This window comes from Sphingopyxis sp. GW821-FHT12C06 (assembly GCF_058807415.1).
In genome coordinates, this window is sequence record NZ_JBXAQR010000003.1 from 505,366 (window position 1) to 528,142 (window position 22,777).

A 22,777-nucleotide genomic window follows, 5' to 3' on the forward strand; every position below is an offset into this window, starting at 1 on the left:
CTGTCGCGATCCTACCCATATAAGATAGGATAATCCGGTTAAATGACAATGAGCCAATCAGGCCTTTGTGCGGGCTTTCCGGCGCGGGGCGAGCGAAATGCGCCAAATCGTGCCCTGAAGGCCGCGCACCACATCGATCAGCAGCGATCCAACCATCGCGCGTCGTCCCGCGTGCATAGCGGCGATTACTCCGTCGAGCGAGGCGCCGCGCAGCGCCAGTTGCGGCGCGTTGGCGCGGAGCCGCTGGGTCACGATGCGGCGGAAAATTTCGGGTGGATAGCCATCGTCGCGGATCACGGCGATGTCTGACGCGTCGGGCCAGGACGCAATCAGGCGTTCGACTGCCCAGTCGATCGCGTCGTCGGCCTCGCCCAGCCATCGGGCCGACCGCGCCGCCGCTTCGGGATCGATCACGCTTTGCGATCGCAGCGCATGGCGCAGCCGCGCACGGTCGAAGCGATTGTCGCTGTTCGATGGATCATCGACGAAGGGCAGGTCGTTTTCGAGCGCCAGCCTGACGAGCTGATCGCGCCGCCAGTGGAGCAAAGGCCGCAGGCGCGTGCCGTTGCGCGCGCGGATCGCGGCGAGCCCGCCGACCCCGCTGCTGCGGTTGAGGCGCATGACGATTGTCTCGAGCTGGTCGTCGGCATGATGCGCGGTGACGATATGGTCGAGGGCATTGGCTTCACGCCATTGTTCGAGCAGGCGATAACGTTCTGTGCGCGCCGCGGCCTGCAACGACCCCTTGATCGGTTCGGCCGGGCGCAAGGTTGAATGGGGGATATGCTCGCGCGCGCAAAATCCCGCCACCATCCGCGCTTCCTCGTCCGATCCCTGGCGCAGGCCATGATCGACGGTTGCCGCCCAGACTTGTCCGGGCAGCACCGACGCCATCAGCCAGAGCAGTGCCATACTGTCGGGTCCGCCCGAAACGGCGACGCCATAATGTAGCCGGTGCCAGTCGTGGCCGACCAGCGCCAGCAGATCGCCGGCCAGCCGATCGGCGGCGTCGCCGTCAGCAGCCAGCTTTTGTTTTGGCGGCAGCCGCATCGTCCCGGACATCCTTCGGGGCCTTGGCCCCATAGACTTCGTCGAGTTCGCGAAACGCCTTGCAGGCGTCGGCCTTGCGGCCAAGCTTGTCGAGCGCAACCCCCATATACATCAGGCTGTGCGGCGCGCGGGCGCCGCTCGGCCGGTCCTTGTAATTGTTGTAGAAGGCGACCGCGGCGAGGCTGGGCTTGCCTTCGTCGAGATAAGCACGGCCGAGCAGATTCTGGGCGAAGCTCGCCCGGTTGTCTTTGGGCCATTTGGTCACGACCTGTTTAAGCTGGGTTTGCGCTTCGGGGTAAAGCTTGGCCTCCCACAGGCGATAGCCGTAATTATAGGCGTCCTCGACTTCATTGCCGGTCGCGGGCACTTCGACTTTCTTGACCAGCGCCAGTCGCGCGGCATCGGGCGTCGTTGCAGCGGCCGGCTTTGTCGGGGGCTTTTTTGCCGGCGCGGCGGCGACGACCGGGGTCACGGCGGGCGGCTTGACCGTCGGGGTCAGGCTGGCGGGGGTTTCGACGGCGGCCGCAGCTGCGGGATCCGCGAAGCGCTTGTCCATTTCGGCCTTATAGACAGTGAACTGCTTTTCCAGTTCGCGAAGCTGGAAAGCATTTTGTTCGGTCTGGCCGGTCAGCGCCTGAAGCTGGGATTCGAGTGCATCGACGCGTGTGGTCAGCTCGATCACCGGTGTGTTGCTGCGGACGCCGGTGCCAGGCGTATTGTCGGGTGCGATCTCGCCTTCGAAAAACGTCGGCGCGCCGCCCGGGAAGACAGAACGCTGCACCGCACGCATTTCCTTTTCCAGTCGCTCGACCCTTTTGTCGATTCCGGCCTGCTGGGCCTGCGCCGCGGGCGTCGCTGTCAGCGCGATTGCCGCTGCGCCCAGGAACATGATGTTACGCGTTTTCATTGGCCGATCGGTCCCCACAATTAACTATTCACTTCTGCACCCATAACGCCGCAACCGGCGGCTGCGCAAACCCAATTCGGCGCGCGGTCGTTCCGGTCCGCCGAAATGGCGGCCGTTTGAGCCTGGGATCAGCGTTTCGGGAGCGGAGCTGCAGCCGGAGGCGTGCCGGGCGCGCCATTGCCCTCGGCCCGTGCGACCAGGTCGGCGGGTTTCAGCGACACACCCTTGACCAGCGTGTCGGCGGGACCGACCGCGCCGATATCGCGGCCACCGACGGTGACCTTCAGCGCCTGCGGGATGCTGGTGCGCAGCGTGAACTGTTCGATATAGGCCGGCGGAACCTCATAGGTTTCGCCTGCATCGAGCGTGCGCCAGTTTTCGGTCTTGCCGGTGGCGTCGTCGAAGCCGATCCAGACTTCCGAAATGCCGGTGAGGACGACGGGGGCATTGGCTGCAATCGCCGTTTGTCCGGCCGGAGTTCCGGCCTTGGTCGCGGGTGCGCCAGCGGCTGCGGGCGCTTCGGACGCATCGGCGTCGCGATTCTGCGCCGCGATCAGCGCCTCGTCGGGTTCGACCGACAGGAAACGCCACACGCCATAGGCCGACACCAGGATCAGCGCGACGACGACGAGGGTCCACGTCAGCCGTGCCGTCGGCAGGCGATCGGGGTCGGTCGGTTCATAGGCCTCGTACAGCGGGCGCGCGCCATATTGATCTTCTTCGAGCTCGCGGCGGATATCCGCGCCGATCTCGGCTTCAGGAAGGTCGACGGCGCGGGCATAGGCACGCGCGAAGCCGGTGACATAGGTCCGCCCGGGAAGTTCCGAAAATTCCGATTTTTCAATGGCCAGAAGATGGCGCTGGGTGATGCGCGTGCGCGTGGCGATATCGGCGAGCGACAGCCCCGCGGCCTCGCGCGCCAAGCGTAGCCGATCGCCGGTACGCGTGATCGCCAGTTCGCCTTGGGTGGCGCCCTCTTCTTCTGCCATTGCTGTCTCCGTGCCGGTCGGCTGCAACCCATATCGACCGTGTCGCACCGTTCATCGCATTGACGGCGCGGCAAAGTCAAATGAAGTTCGGCAAAACGAACGGCTTAATGGACACCTTATCCTGTTCACCCGGAAGCCTGGCAGAATGCGGCGCGATCAGAGGACATATTTGCTGAGGTCGGTATCGCCCACGACATCGGCAAGCTGGCGGTCGACATAGGCGGCGTCGATTTCGAGCGTTGTTCCACCCATATCCTCTGCGCCGAAGCTGATTTCCTCGACCAGCCGTTCCATCATCGTCTGCAACCGGCGTGCGCCGATATTCTCGACCTTCTCGTTCACCTCGGCGGCGAGCTTCGCGACGCGCGCGATCGCGTCGTCGGTGAAGGAGATGGTGACACCTTCGGTCTGGATCAGCGCGACATATTGTTCGGGCAGACCAGCCTTGGTTTCGCTGAGGATACGAACGAAATCGGCCTCGGTGAGTGCGCTCAGTTCGACGCGGATCGGCAGGCGGCCCTGCAGTTCGGGGAGCAGATCACTCGGCTTGGCGACATGGAAGGCGCCCGAGGCGATGAAGAGGATATGGTCGGTCTTCATCGGACCATATTTGGTCGCGACCGTCGTGCCCTCGATCAGTGGCAGCAGGTCGCGCTGGACGCCCTCGCGGCTTACCGATCCGCCGCGCACGTCGCTGACCGCGATCTTGTCGATTTCGTCGAGGAAAACGATACCATTGGCCTCGGCATCGGCGAGCGCGACACGCGCGACATCATCCTGGTCGAGGCGTTTGTCCTGCTCTTCCTCGATCAAGCGCGTCGCGGCTTCGATGACCTTCAGCTTGCGGCGCTTCTTGGGCGCGCCGCCCATCGCCTTGCCGAGCATGTCCGACAGGTTGATCATGCCCATCTGGCCCGGCTGGCCGGGCAGTTCGAACGGCATGCTGGGGGCGTCGGAAACCTCGATCTCGATTTCGCTGTCGTCGAGATGTCCTTCGCGGATGCGCTGGCGGAAGCTCTGGCGCGTCGCTTCGCTGGCGCCCTTGCCGGTGAGGACATCGAGCAGCCTCTCCATCGCGGCTTCTTCGGCGGCGGCGCGCACAGCTTCGCGGCGGCGGTCCTTTTCCAGCCGCACGGCTTCTTCGACGAGGTCGCGCGCGATCTGTTCGACGTCGCGGCCGACATAGCCGACTTCGGTGAATTTGGTCGCCTCGACCTTGATGAAGGGTGCGTCGGCGAGTTTTGCCAGACGGCGCGAAATCTCGGTCTTACCGCAGCCCGTGGGGCCGATCATCAGGATATTCTTCGGCGTCACTTCGTCGCGAAGATCGGACGACAGCTGCTGGCGGCGCCAGCGGTTGCGCAGCGCGACGGCGACTGCGCGCTTGGCGGCGTCCTGGCCGATGATATGCGTGTCCAATGCGGCGACGATCGCCTTCGGGGTCAGATCTTTGTTCATGGGGTCAGGCCTGAATTTCGATGGTTTCTTGGGTGAACTGGTCGTTGGTGTAAACGCAGATGCGCGCTGCGACCTGCATCGCCTTTTTGACCAATACCTCGGCATCTTTTTCATAATCGACGAGTGCGGTCGCGGCGGAGAGCGCGAAATTGCCCCCCGAGCCGATCGCAGCGATCCCGCCTTCGGGTTCGAGTACGTCACCGTTGCCGGTGATGACCAGCGTGACTTCCTTGTCAGCGACGATCATCATTGCTTCGAGGTTGCGAAGATATTTGTCGGTGCGCCAATCCTTGGCGAGTTCGACCGCAGCGCGCAAAAGCTGGCCGTTATGCCGTTCAAGCTTTGCCTCGAGCCGTTCGAACAGGGTGAAAGCGTCGGCGGTCGCTCCGGCGAAGCCGCCGATGACACTGCCGTCGTGCAGGCGGCGGACCTTGCGGGCGTTGGGTTTCATCACCGTCTGGCCCATCGACACCTGACCGTCGCCGATGATGACGACCTTTTCAGGGGTGCGGGCGGAAAGGATGGTGGTTCCGTGCCAGGGCGCGGCACGCTGCGCTGATGTTTCGCTCATGAACGGCGATATGGGAGATCGCTTGGCGGCCCGCAAGGGCAGGGCAGAAGTCAGCTTGCCGGATTGGTTGCCAGATACTCGACGACAGCTTTGACCTCCTGCGCGCGGGCACGCGGAATGACCAGTATGTCGTTGCCATGCGTAACGACGACAAGGTCGGAGACGCCGACCACTGCAATGCGTTGCCCATCGCTTGCGCGCAGATAATTGCCTGTCGCGCCAATCGCTATGACGTCGCCGGTGCAAACATTGTCGCGGTCGTCCTTGACGCCAAGCTCGTGCAGCGCCGCCCATCCCCCGACGTCGGACCAGCCGGGATCGACCGGGGCGACTACGACATGTCCGGCGCCTTCCATGACGGCGTAGTCGATCGAATCCGACGGGCTGGAAAGGAAGGAACCAGCCTCGGGGTGGATTTTGTCGCCGTCCAACCGGGCATTGGCGAACGCGGCAGAACAGGAAGCTGCCATGGCAGGCTGCTGTTTTTCGAGTTCTGCGATGAAGGCGTCGGCGCGCATCAGGAAAATGCCGGCATTCCAGTAGTGGCCGCCTTCTGCAATCATGGCCTCGGCCTTGTCGCGCTGTGGCTTTTCGACGAAACGCCGGACCTTGTGAAGCCCGGGTGTCCCGGCGAGGGGCGCGCCGGCGGCTATGTAGCCATAGCCGGTTTCCGGATGGGAGGGGGCGATGCCGAACGTCGCCAGCGCGCCGCCTTTTACCGCCGGCAATGCGGCCGTGACGGCGTCCAGAAACGCGGGGGCGTCGGCCATCACATGATCGGCGGGCATGACGAGGATCGTCGCGTCGGGATATTGGGCGAGCGCCGCGAAAGCCGCGAGGGCAATCGCCGGCGCCGTGTTGCGCGCGGCGGGCTCAATAATGATGCGCGCATCGGTGACGCCTGCCGAGAGCAGGTCGGCCTCGACATATGCGACATGCGCCGGGCCGCAAACGATCATCGGTGCGGTAAAGCGGCTACGGTCGACTGCGCGATCGAGCGTTTGCAGGAACATGCTGTCCTTGCCCGTTAGCGGTTGAAACTGCTTTGGTGCGGTGCCGGTCGACACTGGCCACAACCGGGTGCCCGAACCGCCGGACAGAATGACGGGGACGATCATGGTGTCTTTTTGCTCTCTCGTTGTTCTGCGAACATCAGGCGGACCAGCCGTCAAGCATGTTGCCTGCTCAAGCGATGCGGCGCAGCCGTTCACCGGCGTCGACGCCCGGTTGGTCGAGCCAGAGCCCGCGCGTATCATAAACGATCTTGTCGCGGCGCTCTTCCAGGGGGATCGACTTGAACAGTTCGTGATCGACCAGCACTATCAGCACGTCACAGGTCGCGAGTGCACTGTCGAGATCGATCAGTTCGGCGCCCGTGCCGGAAAACTCCATCGGCAGGCCCCGCGCATAGGGCTCGACGATCTGGATCTGCTTGCCGAAGCGGCGTGCGAGTGCTGCGGCGACCTCGACTGCCGGGCTTTCCCTGAAATCGTCGATATTGGGTTTGAAGGCGAGGCCAAGGCAGGCGACCCGGGCTTCCGGATGCTGCGACACGAGCATTTCGGCCGCGCCGATGACATGCGCGGTCTTGGCAAGGTTCACTTCGCGCGCGGTGCGGATCAGGCGGCTATGGTCGGGCGCGCCATGGACGAGGAACCAGGGGTCGACCGCTATGCAATGGCCGCCGACGCCGGGGCCCGGCTGGAGGATGTTGACGCGCGGGTGGCGGTTGGCGAGACGGATGACTTCCCAGACGTCCACGCCCATATGCCCGGCCATCATGGACAGCTCGTTGGCAAAGGCGATGTTGACGTCGCGGTAGCTGTTTTCGACGAGCTTCACCATCTCGGCGGCGCGCGCTGAGGTCGTGACGCAGGCGCCGCGAACGAACTGGCGGTAAAAGGTCATCGCGCGGCGCGCGCAGCGGGGGGTAATGCCGCCGATGCAACGGTCGTTGTCGACCAGTTCGACAAGGATGCGGCCCGGAAGCACGCGCTCGGGGCAATAGGCGATGAAGACATCGGCTGCGCCGGTGCAGGCGCCGGGAACCTTGAGGTCGGGGCGCAGCCTGGCGATCAGAGCTGCGACCTTTTCGGTTGTGCCGACGGGAGAGGTTGATTCAAGAATTACGAGGTTGCCGGGTTCCAGCACAGGCGCGATGGCACGCGCGGCCGACAGAACATGGCTGATGTCGGGGCGATGCTCTTCGTCGTGCGGAGTCGGGACGGCGATAACGAAGGTGTCGGCGGCGACGACCTCGATGGAGGCTTTCAGCGCTCCGCGCGACACGACACCCTGAACGAGGCCATCGAGATCGACTTCCTCGATATGCACCCTGCCACCGTTGACCGTGTCGACAACCTTCTGGCTGACGTCGACGCCGGTCACCTTGCAACCCGAACGCGCAATCAGCGCTGCGGTGGGCAGGCCGATATATCCGAGCCCGAGGACCGTGACCGTCTGTTTCGTATCAATGGGCACGCGCAACAATCTCCGCAATCTGTTTTGCCGCCGTGCCGTCACCGAAGGGGTTGTGGGCGCGGGCCATGGCCGAATAGGCGTCCTTGTCGTCCAAAAGCTTGAAAATTTCGGAAACGATACGCGCTTTGTCGGTCCCGACAAGTCGCGCTGTTCCCGCTTCGATGCCTTCGGGACGCTCGGTCGTCTCGCGCATGACCAGCACAGGCTTGCCGAGCGCGGGGGCTTCTTCCTGCACACCGCCGCTGTCGGTCAGTACCAGTTCCGAGGTCGCAAGCAGGCGGACGAAATGCGGATAGTCGAGCGGATCGATCAGCGCGACATTGGGGAGCGCACCAAGGATCGGCTCCATAGTGCTGCGGACCTGCGGGTTGGGATGGACAGGGAAAACGACAGCGACGTCGTCTCTCACCGCGATCGCGGCGATTGCATCGGCGATAGCCTTCATGCCGTCGCCGAAATTCTCGCGGCGGTGCGATGTGACTGCGATGATCCGCTTGCCGGCAAAGCGGCTGATCAGCGGGTCAAGTCCCGACGCCAGCGCCGGTTCGCCGTCGATCCGCGCTTTCGTAGCCAACAGGGCGTCGATAACGGTGTTGCCCGTGATGTGAATCCGGTCGGCAGGGATATTTTCAGCGCGCAGCGCCGCCGCCGCGGTCGCGGTGGGGGCGAAGTGCAGGTCGGCGACCGCACCTGCGACCTTGCGGTTCACCTCTTCAGGCCAAGGGTGATAGATATTGCCGCTGCGCAGGCCAGCCTCGACATGACCGACCGGAATCTTGCGGAAATAGGCCGAAAGCGTCGCGGCCATCGTCGTCAGCGTATCGCCGTGAACAAGGATGCGATCGGGCTTTTCTGCGTCGAATGCCTCGCCAAGTCCTGTTACCAATCGCGCCAGCAGGCCGTCGAGCGTCTGGTTCTCCCGCATGACATCCAGGTCGATGTCGGGCGCGATCCGGGCGATTTCCAGCACCTGGTCCAGCATGCCGCGGTGTTGGGCCGTGACGCACACGCGCACATCCACGCCATCCTGCTCGCGCAGTGCGTGTACGACCGGGAACATTTTTATCGCTTCCGGCCGGGTACCAAAAACGATGACAATACGAGAAGGCACCTGGTTTCTTTCCAAAAAAGGGGCGCTTGCAAGGGAGCGCCTCCGCCGCTCAGGCTCTTAGCTGGTAAGCGTTGTTTTTCACTAGCTGATTGTTGCCGGGCTGCGTTCATCGTGCAGCAAGGAGCCATGAATAGATCGCTTCACCTCGAAACATTGGTATTTCGCTGCTGCTGTGGCTAAGGCGCGCGGCGCTTGGAATTTCAAACCCGTTCAGGATTTATCCCGCCTCATGTCTTTTCTGGCCCGATTCCGTAGAACTCCATCGCCCGTACCGGCCGAGTTTCGCGTGCCGGCGGGGATGCTGGTTTATGCCATCGGCGATATTCACGGCTGCGACGATCTTTTCGTCCAACTGCTCGAGCGGATCGCCGCCGACCGTCAGACGCGCAGTCACCACCAATGCGTGCTGATCCTGCTGGGCGACCTTGTGGACCGGGGCCCCGACTCGGCTGCTGTGGTCGAGCGCGCCATCGGGTTGCGATCAGACTTCGACCGGGTTCATCACATTATCGGCAACCATGAAGAATGTATGCTGACGGCGCTGTCGGGCGATATTCGCGCGATGCGCTATTTCGTTCGTATAGGCGGCGATGCGACGGTTCGCAGTTATTTGCGCGACGATAGTTTGTATGAGCGGCTGGAATTCGCCGAATTGTCAGAGGTTTTCCGCGACCATGTTCCGCAGACACATGTCGATTTTCTGGGGCGCGGTGAGGATATGGTCCTCTATGGCGATTATGCATTCGTTCACGCCGGGGTTCGCGAAAACATCCCGCTCGACAAGCAGAATACATCGGATCTGCGCTGGATTCGCGAACAATTTCTGGGAAGCCGCGCCGATCACGGGGCCATGGTCGTCCACGGCCATACGATTTCGCCGCAAGTCGAGGAAATGCCGAACCGGATCGGGATCGACACGGGGGCCTATGTGTCAGGGCGGCTGACCGCCATCTGCCTGCATGGCGCCGAACGAAGCTTTCTCTCGACGGAGCCCGTCGCCGCAACGGATTAACGCGTCAGGTTCCGGAAAGGATCACGATCTGCCGCGTCAGATGTGTGACAAGGGGAACGCCATCCCACACCGGATGGAACTGAAGCGCGGCGCCCGGGGGAACGAGCCTGAACCCGCCGCGCCCAGCTAGCGCACCGGCCAAACCCGTCAATTCACTGTGCGGAAAACCGAAATGCACGATCGTCTGGAGGCTGTGGTCCGCCCACGCGGTGACGTCCGTCAGTGACCGGGCATGCTGGACATAGAGTATGCCGCCGCCGTGCTTTTTGCGCCCCAGTTGGTCGAGGTCGGCGACGTCGAGCACGTCGAGGGCGTTTGAATGATGGCGCATCTGCCCGGCAAGGCCATCTGCCAAGGCGCCGGCGGCCAGATTGATCTTGCCCAGCGCGACCGACGTATCGACATGATAGCCCTTTTCAGCTGCCTTGGCCGCCAGCCGCCGCTCAAGGTCGTCGCTGACCGCGCCATGATCCCCATCGCCGATCCAGAACAGGATACGCGGCGATCCACATCCCATCTGATCGAACCAATAGATGTCGTTATACAGGCCTTCGGTCAGCTTTGCCCGGTCCGCTTCGCTGGCATTCGTATAGGCTTCAATCGAAAATACAGCGATCGAGGTGCGATCCGGAAAGCCCAGCGAAAGTCCGTCCGGCCGCGTCGGAAAACGCGACACATCGAGTACTTTCTGATCGCCACCCCAGATCATGCGGCCGTCGCACCGCGCGGAAATATGCGCTACCAGGTCGCCGCCATGGGGAAAGGCGCAAAAAAGCTGGCGATCTTCTTCGCCGAACTCGGCAATCACGGCGCAGACAAGCTCGGTCAGCCACAGCGTAGCCTGATCCGGCTGACTTGGCATACGCACGACGTTGCAGTTGCCCGCGAGGACCGACAAGGCCCAGCTATACAGGAAAATCGTATCGACATTTGTCGGTGGCAGATGAAGGACCGTGCCGCGCGGCGACAGGACGATATCGTCGGCCTCGTGCTTTGCGTGCAACTCGGTAACGAGCCGCTGGATCGCCGCACGCCTCAGCCAATAGGCGACCGCGACGAAGCGCGGCGACCGGCGGCCGAACGGGTCGGCCAGGATCCGTTCGGAAATGGCCGCTAGAAGCTGCGCCGCGTCGTCGGACAGCGGCGCACGGCCGCGTCCCGTCATCGCATCGACACGATCGAGCAAATCCTGCGCCGATATCGCGCGCGGGGTCGGGTCGAGAACGGAAATCATGCCGCAGCTGCCGTCGCGATAATATCGCTGCAGCCGCGCAGTTCGACATTCTTCACGCGGCCTTCGATTTTCAGTCCCTTGCCCATCCAGCCATCAACGCCGGGATCGATGCATTCGATACGGCCGAGATCTTCGGTAAGCAGGCTGTGGCCCGGGTAGGATCGGGGCAGAAGCGACAAGACCTGGATCACGCCCGTTTCGCCCGGCGGCAGGGGCGCCCAGCTTTCGGGGCAGCGGATGATCACATCCGAAAAATTGGGCGGGTAGAGCAGGTTTCCGGGTCCTTCGACGAAGATCGAGCCGAGCTGTTCGACCATTCCATAGAAATTGAAGATGCGATCAAGCCCGAAGGACTCTTTCAGGCCGGCACGAAATTCTTCGTTCCCAACGGCCTTTTCGATCATCTTCTTCCAGCCGCCGGAATGGATCAGCGTGCCGTTCGACAGGTCGAGCCCTTCGTCGCGGAAGGTTTCGAAGAGCTGCGCCCACACCATGAAGGTGAAGCCGAAGATGAAGAAGGGTTTGCCGCCGTGCTTCGCAAGAAATGCGCGAACCGCATCGACGTCGGGCGCCTCCGCCTCATCCATCGCATAGGCATAGTCATAACCGAAACGCATCATGCCCAGTACACCGGCGCCGCGCGCCGACATGAGTTGGGGGTTTTTGAATACGGCGGGCGTATCGATCACCAGCAGCGGCAGGCGCTTCGGACCCAGCATATGGGCCAGCGAATTGGCGAGCCCGCGCTGTTGGAGGTTCGACGTTTCGGCATCGACCGCGATGGTGCTGCGCGTCTGGCCGGTCGTGCCGCTCGACGTCAGGGTCATCTTGACTGCGGCGGCGTCTACCGACCGCAAATTATGCGTTTTGAACAGCGAAACGGGCAAATAGGGGACGTCTTCAATCCGTTCGGCTGTGCGACTGCCGGGCCAGCCGCCGTCGATTATTCGGCGATAGGGCAGGCAGTTTTCATAGTGATGGATGGAAAGGGCGTTGAGTTCGCCAAGCAGCAGCGCTGCGCGCTCGGCGGCGGGAATCGAGTAGGGCTGGCGAGCCATGAGTTCGAGCGGTGTGGTCACAATCGTCCCTCCAGCGCCCGGTAATCCAACTTGCCGCGGTCGGTTCGCGGAAGGACGTCGAGACGCTCGAAATAAATGCCGGACATCGGCAAATTTGCGTTTTCGCCAAGCCGGCGCTTGATTTCCTTGATCATCGCATCGTTCTGATCGGCGTCTGCGACGTAAAACAGGGCTAGCCGGTCGTCTTTTCCCACAACCGCAACCTCGCCCAGCGACGCCAGCGAAATCTCCAACTCGTCGGCATTGATCCGCAATCCGACATATTTGACGATGCGCTTGGCGCGTCCTGTGAGCGTGAGGAGGCCGTCGTTGTCGATTTTTCCCAGGTCGCCGGTCGCCAGGGCGCCGTGCTGTTCGTCACCATGCGCGAGATCCGTCCGCTGCTCGGCATAGCCCAGCATGACATTGGGCCCGCGAAATTCCACCAGTCCGGCGTGTCCGGGGGGCAGGGCATGTCCCTGATCATCGACGATGCGGACTTCGGTACCGGGCAACGGTGCCCCAACCGATGCCGGCGCTTGCGCGAAGGCGGCGTGGGACAGGGTCGTCATGCGCGGCGCTGCCTCGGTCTGCCCGTACATGATGTGAAAACGCCCGCGCTTGGCATCCATGAAATCCCATAATAGCTGTCGCTGTTCGATGGGCAGGCCGCCGCCGGCTTGCGTCAGGACACGAACGCTGCCGAGCGGGAGGCGTTTCAGACCGAGCCGCAGCATCATCTGATAATGATAGGGAACGCCGGGCAAATGGGCAACCGGGGCATCGGCCAGATCGCGCCAGAACTGTGCATCCATCATTCCCCGGTTTGTGAGGAGGAGCGATGCTCCCGCCATTAGATGGCTCGTCAGTACCGACAGGCCGTAGGAATAATGAAGGGGGAGGTGGGCTGCGCCAATTTCCTCAGCGCGGATGTCGAGCACCTCGGCGATCGCCGCGGCATTCGTCGCCAGATTGTCCGTCGTCAGCCGCACCATCTTCGGGCTGCCGGTCGATCCTGACGTGGAAAGCAGAAGCGCCGTCTGCGGGAAGATCGCATCCGCATCGCCCCTGGACCGTGCCTGCCGTGCCGGCGGACCTTGATCGGCCGACCGGACGATCCATTCGGGGCGATAGGCATGATCGAGCGCTTCGAGCGCGGCGGGGGGGAGGTCGGGATCGAGCAGCGCGACGACATGGCCGGCGCTGATCGCGCCGAGCAACGCAGCAATGTCATCGGGGGCATTGCGACACATCAGGAACAACAGGCCCTTGCCGCCTGACATGGCGTCACACCAGGCGGACGCGGTGGCGTGGAGGCGCGCGTAACTCCATGTCGTCTTGTCGGCCGCATTTATCAGGGCCGGCCGTTCAGATTCACCGGCTCCCTCCGGAAGGCCCCAAATACCGGACATTGTCAAACGATCATGCTGCCATCGACGCCGATGGTCTGCCCGGTTACGTAACGCGACAGATCGCTTGCGAGGAACAGGACCACGTCGGCGACCTCGTCGACCGTTCCGGCGCGTTTCATGCCGATCAGATCGATTTTTTCCTGATATTTGTCGGCTGCCATGCCCGCGGTCATATCGCTGTCGATAAAGCCGGGCGCCACCGCGTTGACACGAATGCCGAGCGGCGCGACTTCTTTGGCAGCAGCTGTCGTGGCCCCGATCACGCCCGCTTTGCTGGCACAATAGGCGGTCAGTCCCCGATTGCCGAAGCGGCCCATGATCGAGCTGAGATTTACAATCGAACCGCGGCTCGTGCGCCGCATGATGCGGACCGCCGCCTGGGTGCCGTGAAGCACCGAATTCAGATTGACCGCGACGGTGCGTTCCATCTCGGCGGGGGGAGACATGCCCAGCAGGCCTTCGTGCAATATACCGGCGTTGTTGACCCAGATATCGGCCCGCTTGAAGGTCGAAAAGGCTGCTTTTGCCAAGGCATCGGCGGTCGGCGCCTCGGCGACGTCGCCGAGGACGCCCACGGTGCGAATACCATAGGTCTCGGCCAGTCTGGCGCAGATGGCATCCAGCGTCGCGGCGTCGCGCGCGCCGTTGAGGACCAGATGCGCGCCATGCGCCGCCAGTTTTTCAGCAATCGCGGCACCGATGCCGCGCGTTGCGCCTGTGACGACCGCGACTTGATCGGTCAGGTTGCAGGGATCAGGCATATTTCCCGATGATTTCGACGGCCTTGTCAAAAGAGCTCATGTCCAGGATCTCGTCCATTTCCATCATGCAATCGAATTCGGTTTCCAGCGCCGCAACGAGAGTCATGTGCGCCACCGAATCCCAGCCGGGATGTTCATTGTAGACGATGGTGGCGCGGTCGGTCGAATCCTCGACCCCAATAACCTCCTTGAAACAGCCGAATACGCGATCTTCCATGTAGCGAAACCTTACTTCGTTTGTGATTCCTGATTGCGGCCTCTTTCTTCGCTGGAGGTTAGGTTTGCAACCTCATTCGCGTCGAAATAGGTCTGTTGAAGCGCCGGATCGCGCAAAAAGCGCTTGTCGAATTCGCGCACGTCGCCAACCACTTTTGCGGGGTCGCCCTTCGCGATTGCGAAGTCGGGGATCGTGCCGCTCACGACCGAGCCGGGCGTGATGATGCAGCCCTTGCCGATCTTCGCCCCCGGCATGATGATCGCCCTAGTCCCGATAAAGCTGTACTCGCCGATCTCGACGGGCGCGCGCGTATAGCCCGGGCGGTCCTTTTCCGCGACCGAGATGTAGCTTGCACCAAGCAACCGGATAGCCACGTGGCTGCCATGCGTGAAAATCCCGCACCACGCTCCAATCTGAACACCATCGCCGATCGTTACCGAATTGCTGCCGTCGACGATCGAATGATGCCAGATCCAGACATGGTCGCCGATGGCGATCTTGTCCCGATGGCCAAGCGACACGGTCGAGCTGATCCGCGTAAATTTCCGGAATTTCCCCGACGGCTTGTCGCGATAGCCGTAGACCATGAAGGGGCGCAGCAGGCGCGCGATCAGGTTGAGAGTCATGGAAATCGGCCACCCAAGCGGCGATAGATATAACGTCCTCAACATGTGGGGCTTTCCTTATTCCGGCTATCGCAAACTGGTGTGCGTTGCTTGCCAAGCGTCCACTTGCCCATAGCAAATCGGGCGCTGGTGGCAAACGTGGTGGCCGATATGGCCGCTCGCGGGTTCAAAATGCTTTTGAAACGGCAGATATCAGCGACGAATGGCCTCCATTGCCATTTGCATTGCCGTCCGACGTTGGGTAGCAGGTTGACGTGAAAAATCTCTCCCCCACAGACAGGTTGACGGCATCTGCTCTTGGCCTCTCGCGTACGAAAAAACGCGCCCTGGTCTTGGCCGTCGATTCCTTTTTCTGCATCGCAACGGTCAGCGTCGCTTATTGGCTTCGTCTCGATTACTGGCCTCGGCCCGTAGGCACCCAATGGCTTTCCTACATCTTCGCGCTTGTCTTCGCGGTTCCCATTTTTATTCGCCTGGGCCTCTATCGGGCGATCTTTCGCTACGCGGGTTGGGGCGCGTTCGTTAGCGTCATAAAGGCCTGTGCGATCTATGCCCTCGCATACGCTGCGTTGTTTGCCGTCATCGGTATCGACGGCGTGCCAAGAACGGTCGGGATACTTCAGCCCGTACTGTTGTTCATGGCAGTCGGGGCAACCCGGTGGGCGGCGCGTTTCTGGCTGGGGAGCGGCAGCAAATTCGCCTTGCTTGGCGGGAGCCGCCGGCGCGTGCTGGTATTCGGCGCCGGCGCCGCGGGCCGGCAGCTCGCGGCGGCCTTGTCGTTCGGGCACGAGATGCGGGTTGTCGGGTTTGTCGACGACGACCGCACCCTGCAGGACAATATCCTGAACGGTGTGCCGATATATTCTGCGGCGCATCTTGCGGAGCTTGTCGAAGATCTTGTGGTGGACGATCTGCTGCTGGCGGCTCCGTCGTCGACGCGGCAACGCCGCCGCGAGATCGTGGAAAGCGTCCAGGGAACGGGTGTCGTCATCCGCACCCTTCCCAGCATGATGGACCTAGCACAGGGACGCGTAACGGTCAGCGATTTGCGCGAGCTCGACATTGACGAGCTTCTTGGCCGCGATACGGTGACACCCGATCGTATCCTGATGTCCAAAACCGTGTCGGGAAAGATTGTCCTTGTTTCGGGTGCCGGCGGATCGATCGGCAGCGAATTGTGCCGACAGATCATGGCGCTGGGACCGACGACGCTGCTGCTCGTCGAGCAAGGCGAGTTCAATCTCTATTCGATCCACCGCGAACTCGAACAGATGTCGGAGATCAGCGATGAACCCGTCGAGCTGGTTCCGCTGCTTGCGTCGGTGCTCGACGAAACCCGGATGGATGCCATCTTCGCGCAATGGTCCCCCGATACGGTCTATCATGCCGCAGCCTACAAGCACGTTCCGCTGGTCGAGATGAATCCGGCGGAAGGATTGCGCAACAATGTGTTCGGTACCCGGGTCATGGCCGAGGCCGCAGCACGGCATGGTGTTACCGATTTCGTGCTGATCAGCACGGACAAGGCAGTGCGTCCCACCAATGTCATGGGCGCCAGCAAGCGCATGGCCGAACAGATATTGCAGGGCCTTGCCGCCAGTCGTTCAAAGACCCGCTTTTCGATGGTGCGCTTCGGCAATGTTCTGGGGTCAAGCGGCTCGGTCGTCCCCCTCTTTCGCCAACAGATCAAGGCGGGCGGGCCGATCACGATCACGCACGCCGATATTTCCCGCTATTTCATGACGATTCCGGAAGCGGCACAACTGGTGATTCAGGCCGCCGCAATGGCGGATGGCGGCGAAGTTTTCGTGCTCGACATGGGCGTCGCGGTGCGGATTATCGATCTTGCCCGCCGGATGATCGAACTCAGCGGCCTGTCGGTACGCGATGCGGACAACCCGGACGGTGACATCGAAATCGACATCATCGGAATCCGGCCCGGTGAAAAACTCTATGAAGAGTTGCTTATTGGAGCGGATGCGGAGCAGACTGAACACAGCAAGATCATGCGCGCTAACGAGCTTTTCCTGGAAACGACCGTCATGAGGAAGCGGCTTGCCGAACTCGATTCGGCAATGACGGCAAACGACATCGACGCAATTTACCGGATAATCGAGCAAGTCGTCCCAGAATATATGCAGGAGCTTTCAGACATCGAGCCTGTCCCGAGTGTCGAGAAAAAAGGTCGCGAGGCTTCTGTTTCCACCATCGTCCCGATGTCGTCGGCAATCCCGGTTCGCTGAACCGGCGGCTTCCGTGATCGTCGGCTATTCTTCGTGACGGCGAGGCCATGGCTCGCCAGTTTCGCGGACCGGGACATGAGCGCCGCGCCTGTGGTGGCGTGATCCGGTAGATGGCAAAACCTGGCTCGCCAGGACGGTGACAGAAAATTGCGCGGTCGGTGTGATGACCACATGTACCCGCCATGTCCGAATTGGAGAATATTGGTTGCGCGCACGGCTTCGCCGAAACCTCTGAACGTTGCGATTTTTGAAGCTGCAACGCGATGAGCAGCGATTTCGTACCTGTTCAAGGCATTCGCCATATGCACGGCGCCGCCGCCGCTGTAACGGTGTCCCGAACCGTCATTTCTACATTTTTTAGCAGAAGGTTGATTGAATGGCCCGTAACTATTCCGCCGACAAGCGTATCCTGGTCACCGGCGGCGCAGGCTTCCTAGGTTCTCATCTCATCGATCGGCTTCTTGCCGACGGCCATGAGGTTTTGTGCGTCGACAACCTGTTTACCGGGGCCAAGCGGAACATCGCGCATCTTCATGGCAATCCGCGATTCGAATTCATGCGCCACGACGTCTGCTTTCCGCTCTATGTCGAGGTCGATGAAATCTACAATCTGGCGTGCCCGGCATCGCCAATCCACTATCAGCATGATCCGGTTCAAACGACCAAGGTATCGGTCCACGGCGCGATCAACATGCTGGGTCTCGCAAAGCGCTTGAAGTGCCGGATATTCCAGGCGTCGACGAGCGAAGTCTATGGCGATCCGTCGGTTCATCCACAGGTTGAATCCTATTGGGGCAACGTCAATCCGATCGGTGTGCGGTCATGCTATGACGAAGGCAAGCGCTGCGCCGAGACGCTGTTCTTTGATTATCACCGTCAGCATCAGCTGGACATCAAGGTCGTTCGGATTTTCAACACCTATGGCCCGCGCATGCATCCGTCGGATGGGCGTGTGGTATCGAACTTCATCATCCAGGCGCTGAAGGGCGATCCGATCACCATCTACGGCGACGGCAGCCAGACGCGGAGTTTCTGCTACGTCAGCGATCTGGTCGACGGCTTTGTGCGGTTTATGGACAGTGGTGCCGATTTTACCGGACCGATGAACCTTGGCAACCCCGAGGAGTTCACGATCAAGGAGCTGGCCGAAACTGTTGTCGAAATGATCGGTTCGCGGTCGCAGATCGAATACTTGCCGCTGCCGCAAGACGATCCGAAACAGCGCCGTCCCGACATTAGTCTCGCGCAAACGCGGCTTGGCTGGCAGCCGAGCGTTCAATTGCGCGAGGGGATCGAGAAGACGATCGACTATTTCAAATCCATGGCCGACTAGACGGGCAGGAGAACATCCGGTGGCGGCGAGCTATGCCGCCACCGATTCGATGAACTCTGCGAACGCGCCATATTGGCGCTGGTTGTCGAATTGCTCGCCCAGGCCAGCAGATCGGCTTTTCATTTCAGCCAGTTTCACCGGATCGGTAGCAATGCCCGCGATGGCATCGGCAAGCGCGGTGGCCGATCCCGCCTCATATTGAAGACCGACCCCCGATTTTACGATCTGGCTGATCTCTCCGCCGAGCGAACTCAGCACGGCAAGTCCGGCAGCGAGATAGTCGAAAATCTTGATCGGCATCGACACCGTTGACCCGGGCGCATAGCTGCACAGTCCGATATCGCTTTGCTGGTAGAGCGGCACGAGTTGGTCGGGCGAGAGCGATCCGGCGAAATACACACGATCAGGATAGTCTCGCGCCAGATCCTCGACCGTCGACCGAAGCGGGCCGTCGCCGGCGAAGACAAAGCGGATTGGCGCATTCCGCTCGCAAAGCAGCCGGGCGGCCTGGCAGGCGGTGGCTATGTCATAGGCTTCGCCGAGCGTGCCGGCATAGGCCAGCGTGGCGCCCGCGAACCCGTCGCTCCACCCAGCGGTTTTATACAGGGGTGGAAGTTCGGGATATTGCTTCTGAAATGCCGCGTAATCGACACCCCAATAGAAGACGCCCGTCCGCTTGTTGGCGAGGCCGGACGCGACGGTGTCGCGATAGTCGCCCGTGACCGCAGCAATTCCTGCCGCCTGACGCGCCAGTTTGCGCCGCCGCGAATAAAGGGGAGAAAAGACGATTTTTCCGAGCCGCTTGAAGGGGCCGGGTAGCAGAATGTGGAAGAGTTCCGGCCACAGATCAATGACATCGATGACGAGCGGAATATTCCGCTCGGCGGCAAACCGGCGCACCGGCACACCGAAGAAGAGCGAAGGCTCGGCCAGCACAATCGCGTCGGGACGTTCGGTTTTCGCAGCCTCCGTCGCGAAGCCTTTGCCGAAGGTCTGCTCGAACCGAATGCGTCCCGGGCTGATGTGACGCTGATAGGACGGCGTGGGCAGGCACCGAATTTCGACCGACGCGGGCAGGAGAGGGTCGCTGCTCACCGGCTTGCGGTAGATTTTGCTGCGATGTTCGAAATCGGCGATCCACCATGTCACGCGATGCCCTCGCGCGGCGAGCGCGCGCGCGAGTTGTGCGCTGCGATATTCGCGCCATCCTTCAGAGGGGAGGGTGCCGTAGGGATTAACGATCCAGATGTTCACAATATTCTCGCGCATTCTTCGAACACCCGCTCGACCGGAATGTCGGTCATGCAGCGGCGATGTTCCTGGGGGCAGAAGGTAAAGCTGTAACAGGGGGCACAAGCGATCGGCAGACGGATTGCACGGTCGCGATTGTGCCAAGGTTCGATCGAGTCCGGAAACTCGAGACCGGGTACGATCGATATCGTGGGGGCGCCAACGGCATCCGCCATATGCATGGCGCCTCCATCGTTTCCGACAACCATCGCAGCTTGGCCGAATAGCGCGGTTGACTGGTCGATGCTCGTGACGCCGCACAGGTTGAAAACGCGGTTTGGATCGATTGCCATCAGTGCGTCCCCTTTTGCAGCATCGGCAGGCGATCCGCTGACTGCAATGACAAGGTCGTTATGGCGCGCAAGCAGCTGGGCCGCGAGGGCGGCATATTTTTCGAGCGGCCAATCCTTGTGCGCGTGAAGCGCCCCGGGCGCTATCACGGCCAGCCGCCGTCCCGCCCCGACATGGCTCGTCACCCAATCCTCAGCCCATCCCAGCGCGGCAGCTGAAGACCTCAGATCGAAATGGATGTCGTCGTCGCCATATGGTGCGGCGGGGTTCAACTCCCCCATGAACTGCAGGGGACCGTGTATATGATGCCCCAATTTGGGGTCGACCGCAGGCACATGGCCCATTTCGATCGTACCGCGACCGCGCCAGCCGATCTGGCGTACGGGTCCGAGCAGGGCGACGATATAGGCAAGTTTCTTGAAGCGACGGCGCCATGGAAGCCCGACGTCCATCATCTGGATGACCAGATCATATCGCCGCTGGCGAAGCACCTGCCTCGCCGTCCGGATTCCCGCGAGCGACAGGGCGTCGTCGATCAGGACCACATCGTCGATCAGATGGGGGCGCAACAGTTCGATCCAGGGCGCCGCTTTCGCGCCGCCGGCGTAGGCCGCGACCTTGCTTCGCATCGCCTTCTCACTGCTGTGGGTGGTCAGCAAGCTGATCCGCGCGTCGGGGAAAGTTTTGCGCAACATATGGAACGCCGGGGCGCTCAAAATGAAATCGCCGAGCCCGCAGGTCCGGAAAACCAGGATTTCCTTGGGCGAACCGCCTCGCGTCGTCATGTCGATGGCCTGCGTGAATTGCCGGCGACAGCCCGGACTGTATCGATGATGATCGCGATGTCTCCGCGCAACGAGTGACTGTCGGCATATTCGGCCGCGATAGCCTGTTTATGCGGCAATATGATGTTTCGATAATAGTCTTGCGGATCGTCCTGCTCCGCCAGCATTTCAGACTCGTTGCGGTAGATGATCGACGCCCTGTCGGTGATTCCGGGGCGGACGCGCGCGATGCGTTCGCGCAACGCCGGGTCGTAAAGGGCATAATATTCGGGAACCTCGGGACGCGGGCCGACGAGGCTCATGTCACCGCGCAGCACGTTGAAGAGCTGCGGCAGCTCGTCCAATTTGGTTTGACGCAGAACGCTACCAAGGCGTGTGATCCGGTTGTCCTGTCCGATCGTGATCGAGGCCTCGCCTGGCCGTGAGGATCGCATCGTCCGGAATTTCAGGATCGTGAACGGCTTGCCGTGACGTCCGGCTCTTTCCTGACGGAAAAGGATCGGGCCGTCGCGGCTGGACAGCAGGGCCAGCGCGATCACTGCCATGACGGGGGCGGCAAGTACCAGTCCGATTGCGGCAACCAGAAGATCGAACAGCCGCTTGCTCATGCCGCGGCCCCCGCCGGCGGGGCATTGGGTGCATGCGCAAACCGCGATCGGCGGATGATCAGGACCACATTGCATAGCGCGAAGATCGTCCAGCTCAATGAATAGCTGTTTGCCAGTCCCTCGACCCCAAGATCGAGCATGAGCCAGGAGAAGGAGAAGTAGCATAGCGCGAACAGGATGCCGAGGAACGCCGAGGCGATGTTCACCCCGGGCAGACAAAAAACTGCGCGTAGCAGGATCACGGAAACCAGCATTGTCACGACACCTGGCGCCATATGCCGCAAGACGGTCGCGACCAGCAACGTATCGGCCTGGTCGAACGCGCCGCGCTCAAACAGGATGCCAACCAGTTGCTGCGCGAACAGGAATATGCCGATCGCGCAAATGCCGCCGGCCAGTGCGACCAGACCAACCGCCCGAAAAAGAAAGCGGCGAAAGCCCGCGCTATCGTTCGCGGCCACGAGACGCGCCAGACGCGGAATGAACAACGCTGATGGGCCGGCAATAACGAGGCTGCCGATTCCGATCACCAGCCGATGCGCGTAGCCCATCGCGGCGAGCGAACCTTCGCCGAGCCGCGATGCCCAGATCGCGTCGATCACAAAAAAACTCGCGAAACAGCTCAGTCCCAGCACCGCCCATAGTGCCGATTTACCAAGGCCGATCATCTCGTGCCTCACCTCGGCCGAAAAGACGGGGGGGAGCAGGTGGGAACGTGTGATAAATAGCCCCGCAGCCGCACCAATCATGGACCCGCCAACAAGTCCCAACATCGCGATGGTGATGCCCGCGTAGGGGAACAGCAGCAGGGCAGCAATCGTGCCGCTGCTGATTGTCAGTGCAAGGCTTGCCGCAATCACGGGCCGCCCGACGGCATTGAGTTGCGCGACTGCCAGCGCGGTGAGAAGCTGAATCGCTCCTGCAGCCCAGGCCAGAATGATCATTCCGTTCAGACCGGGGTACAGAAGGATATCGCGCGCCGGCGGAACGATCAGCGGTTGGAGCGCAATCGCGGGCACGGCAAGCAAGATGATGAGCGCACAGATTGACATCAGCCACGCCGAAATCGAACGGCCGATCTGCCGTGCGCGGTGGCCGTCTTCGCTGGCCTTGGCCATCATCGGGACAGCGGTATAGCTGAGAATGCTTGCGGCCAATCCGGTCAGGAAGATGGGCAGGCTGATCGCATAACTATAGGCATCGATCGCGGCGCCCGCGCCGAACCGATAGGCGAGGGTCGCCTGGGCGACGAAGTTCAGTACGCTGCCCGCCAGCGTGATGCCGGTTACGACGATCGTCGTACCGAGCAGCTGCGATTTCGAGAGTAAGCGCGAGGCCAT

General features: G+C 61.8%; 21 protein-coding genes. 3 read left to right on the top strand and 18 right to left on the bottom strand.

Annotated elements, in window-relative coordinates; genetic code table 11:
- Positions 1-57: 57 nt before the first annotated feature.
- The 8 genes from tilS to wecB all read right to left on the bottom strand — a co-directional run bounded on the left by tilS (position 58) and on the right by wecB (position 8,516).
- Complete coding sequence (gene tilS, locus AC1RRJ_RS11390; protein ID WP_493122679.1) at positions 58-1,062, bottom strand: tRNA lysidine(34) synthetase TilS; 1,005 nt, start codon at positions 1,060-1,062, stop codon at positions 58-60.
- A complete protein-coding gene (locus AC1RRJ_RS11395) occupies positions 1,016-1,957 on the bottom strand; it encodes a tetratricopeptide repeat protein (protein WP_493122681.1) in 942 nt (313 codons plus the stop codon). The genes tilS and AC1RRJ_RS11395 overlap by 47 nt, the downstream gene beginning before the upstream one ends.
- 128 nt (positions 1,958-2,085) lie before the next feature.
- On the bottom strand, positions 2,086-2,946 hold the full coding sequence (locus tag AC1RRJ_RS11400) for a helix-turn-helix domain-containing protein (protein WP_493122683.1): 861 nt from the start codon (positions 2,944-2,946) through the stop codon (positions 2,086-2,088).
- 156 nt (positions 2,947-3,102) lie between these two features.
- A complete protein-coding gene (hslU, locus tag AC1RRJ_RS11405) occupies positions 3,103-4,404 on the bottom strand; it encodes an ATP-dependent protease ATPase subunit HslU (protein WP_493122685.1) in 1,302 nt (433 codons plus the stop codon).
- Between the two features lie 4 nt (positions 4,405-4,408).
- Entirely contained in the window at positions 4,409-4,975 is a 567-nt protein-coding gene (gene hslV, locus AC1RRJ_RS11410; protein ID WP_493122687.1) for an ATP-dependent protease subunit HslV, read from the bottom strand.
- 50 nt (positions 4,976-5,025) lie between these two features.
- Positions 5,026-6,093, bottom strand: a complete 1,068-nt coding sequence (locus tag AC1RRJ_RS11415) for a mannose-1-phosphate guanylyltransferase/mannose-6-phosphate isomerase (RefSeq protein WP_493122689.1) — start codon at positions 6,091-6,093, stop codon at positions 5,026-5,028.
- A 67-nt stretch (positions 6,094-6,160) separates the two neighbouring features.
- Positions 6,161-7,456, bottom strand: coding sequence for a UDP-N-acetyl-D-mannosamine dehydrogenase (wecC, locus tag AC1RRJ_RS11420; protein ID WP_493122691.1), 1,296 nt, complete (start codon positions 7,454-7,456; stop codon positions 6,161-6,163).
- The gene (wecB, locus tag AC1RRJ_RS11425) at positions 7,446-8,516 is read right to left on the bottom strand and encodes a non-hydrolyzing UDP-N-acetylglucosamine 2-epimerase (protein WP_493122693.1); all 1,071 of its coding nucleotides are present in this window, start codon (positions 8,514-8,516) and stop codon (positions 7,446-7,448) included. The genes wecC and wecB overlap by 11 nt, the downstream gene beginning before the upstream one ends.
- A 349-nt stretch (positions 8,517-8,865) precedes the next feature.
- On the opposite strand from wecB, the gene AC1RRJ_RS11430 reads away from it, so the two are divergent.
- Positions 8,866-9,579 (top strand): metallophosphoesterase, encoded by a 714-nt coding sequence (locus tag AC1RRJ_RS11430; RefSeq protein ID WP_493122695.1) that lies wholly within the window; start codon positions 8,866-8,868, stop codon positions 9,577-9,579.
- Positions 9,580-9,583: 4 nt separating this feature from the next.
- Here AC1RRJ_RS11430 and AC1RRJ_RS11435 read toward each other — a convergent pair whose 3' ends face one another.
- The 6 genes from AC1RRJ_RS11435 to AC1RRJ_RS11460 are packed head-to-tail and all read right to left on the bottom strand — an operon-like array spanning position 9,584 to position 14,887.
- The gene (locus tag AC1RRJ_RS11435; RefSeq protein ID WP_493122697.1) at positions 9,584-10,813 is read right to left on the bottom strand and encodes an acyl-CoA reductase; all 1,230 of its coding nucleotides are present in this window, start codon (positions 10,811-10,813) and stop codon (positions 9,584-9,586) included.
- Entirely contained in the window at positions 10,810-11,892 is a 1,083-nt protein-coding gene (locus tag AC1RRJ_RS11440; protein ID WP_493122699.1) for a LuxE/PaaK family acyltransferase, read from the bottom strand. The genes AC1RRJ_RS11435 and AC1RRJ_RS11440 overlap by 4 nt, the downstream gene beginning before the upstream one ends.
- Positions 11,889-13,283 carry an AMP-binding protein gene (locus AC1RRJ_RS11445; protein ID WP_493122701.1) on the bottom strand — a complete coding sequence of 465 codons (1,395 nt, stop codon included), beginning with the start codon at positions 13,281-13,283 and terminating at the stop codon, positions 11,889-11,891. Before AC1RRJ_RS11445 ends, AC1RRJ_RS11440 begins: the two co-directional genes overlap by 4 nt.
- 2 nt (positions 13,284-13,285) lie before the next feature.
- Entirely contained in the window at positions 13,286-14,044 is a 759-nt protein-coding gene (locus AC1RRJ_RS11450; protein ID WP_493122703.1) for an SDR family oxidoreductase, read from the bottom strand.
- Positions 14,037-14,261, bottom strand: coding sequence for an acyl carrier protein (locus AC1RRJ_RS11455; RefSeq protein WP_493122705.1), 225 nt, complete (start codon positions 14,259-14,261; stop codon positions 14,037-14,039). The genes AC1RRJ_RS11450 and AC1RRJ_RS11455 overlap by 8 nt, the downstream gene beginning before the upstream one ends.
- A gap of 11 nt (positions 14,262-14,272) precedes the next feature.
- Entirely contained in the window at positions 14,273-14,887 is a 615-nt protein-coding gene (locus AC1RRJ_RS11460) for an acyltransferase (protein ID WP_493122707.1), read from the bottom strand.
- A gap of 254 nt (positions 14,888-15,141) precedes the next feature.
- Here AC1RRJ_RS11460 and AC1RRJ_RS11465 point away from each other — a divergent pair, with 254 nt between their 5' ends.
- The gene (locus AC1RRJ_RS11465; protein ID WP_493122709.1) at positions 15,142-17,130 is read left to right on the top strand and encodes a polysaccharide biosynthesis protein; all 1,989 of its coding nucleotides are present in this window, start codon (positions 15,142-15,144) and stop codon (positions 17,128-17,130) included.
- A 376-nt stretch (positions 17,131-17,506) separates the two neighbouring features.
- The gene (locus AC1RRJ_RS11470; protein WP_493122711.1) at positions 17,507-18,463 is read left to right on the top strand and encodes a UDP-glucuronic acid decarboxylase family protein; all 957 of its coding nucleotides are present in this window, start codon (positions 17,507-17,509) and stop codon (positions 18,461-18,463) included.
- 30 nt (positions 18,464-18,493) lie between these two features.
- Here AC1RRJ_RS11470 and AC1RRJ_RS11475 read toward each other — a convergent pair whose 3' ends face one another.
- From AC1RRJ_RS11475 to AC1RRJ_RS11490, 4 genes are all read right to left on the bottom strand, one after another.
- Positions 18,494-19,732, bottom strand: coding sequence for a glycosyltransferase family 4 protein (locus AC1RRJ_RS11475; protein ID WP_493122713.1), 1,239 nt, complete (start codon positions 19,730-19,732; stop codon positions 18,494-18,496).
- Entirely contained in the window at positions 19,714-20,739 is a 1,026-nt protein-coding gene (locus AC1RRJ_RS11480; protein WP_493122715.1) for a glycosyltransferase family 9 protein, read from the bottom strand. The genes AC1RRJ_RS11475 and AC1RRJ_RS11480 overlap by 19 nt, the downstream gene beginning before the upstream one ends.
- Before the next feature lie 86 nt (positions 20,740-20,825).
- Positions 20,826-21,437 carry a sugar transferase gene (locus tag AC1RRJ_RS11485; RefSeq protein ID WP_493122717.1) on the bottom strand — a complete coding sequence of 204 codons (612 nt, stop codon included), beginning with the start codon at positions 21,435-21,437 and terminating at the stop codon, positions 20,826-20,828.
- A complete protein-coding gene (locus tag AC1RRJ_RS11490; RefSeq protein WP_493122719.1) occupies positions 21,434-22,777 on the bottom strand; it encodes a lipid II flippase MurJ in 1,344 nt (447 codons plus the stop codon). The genes AC1RRJ_RS11485 and AC1RRJ_RS11490 overlap by 4 nt, the downstream gene beginning before the upstream one ends.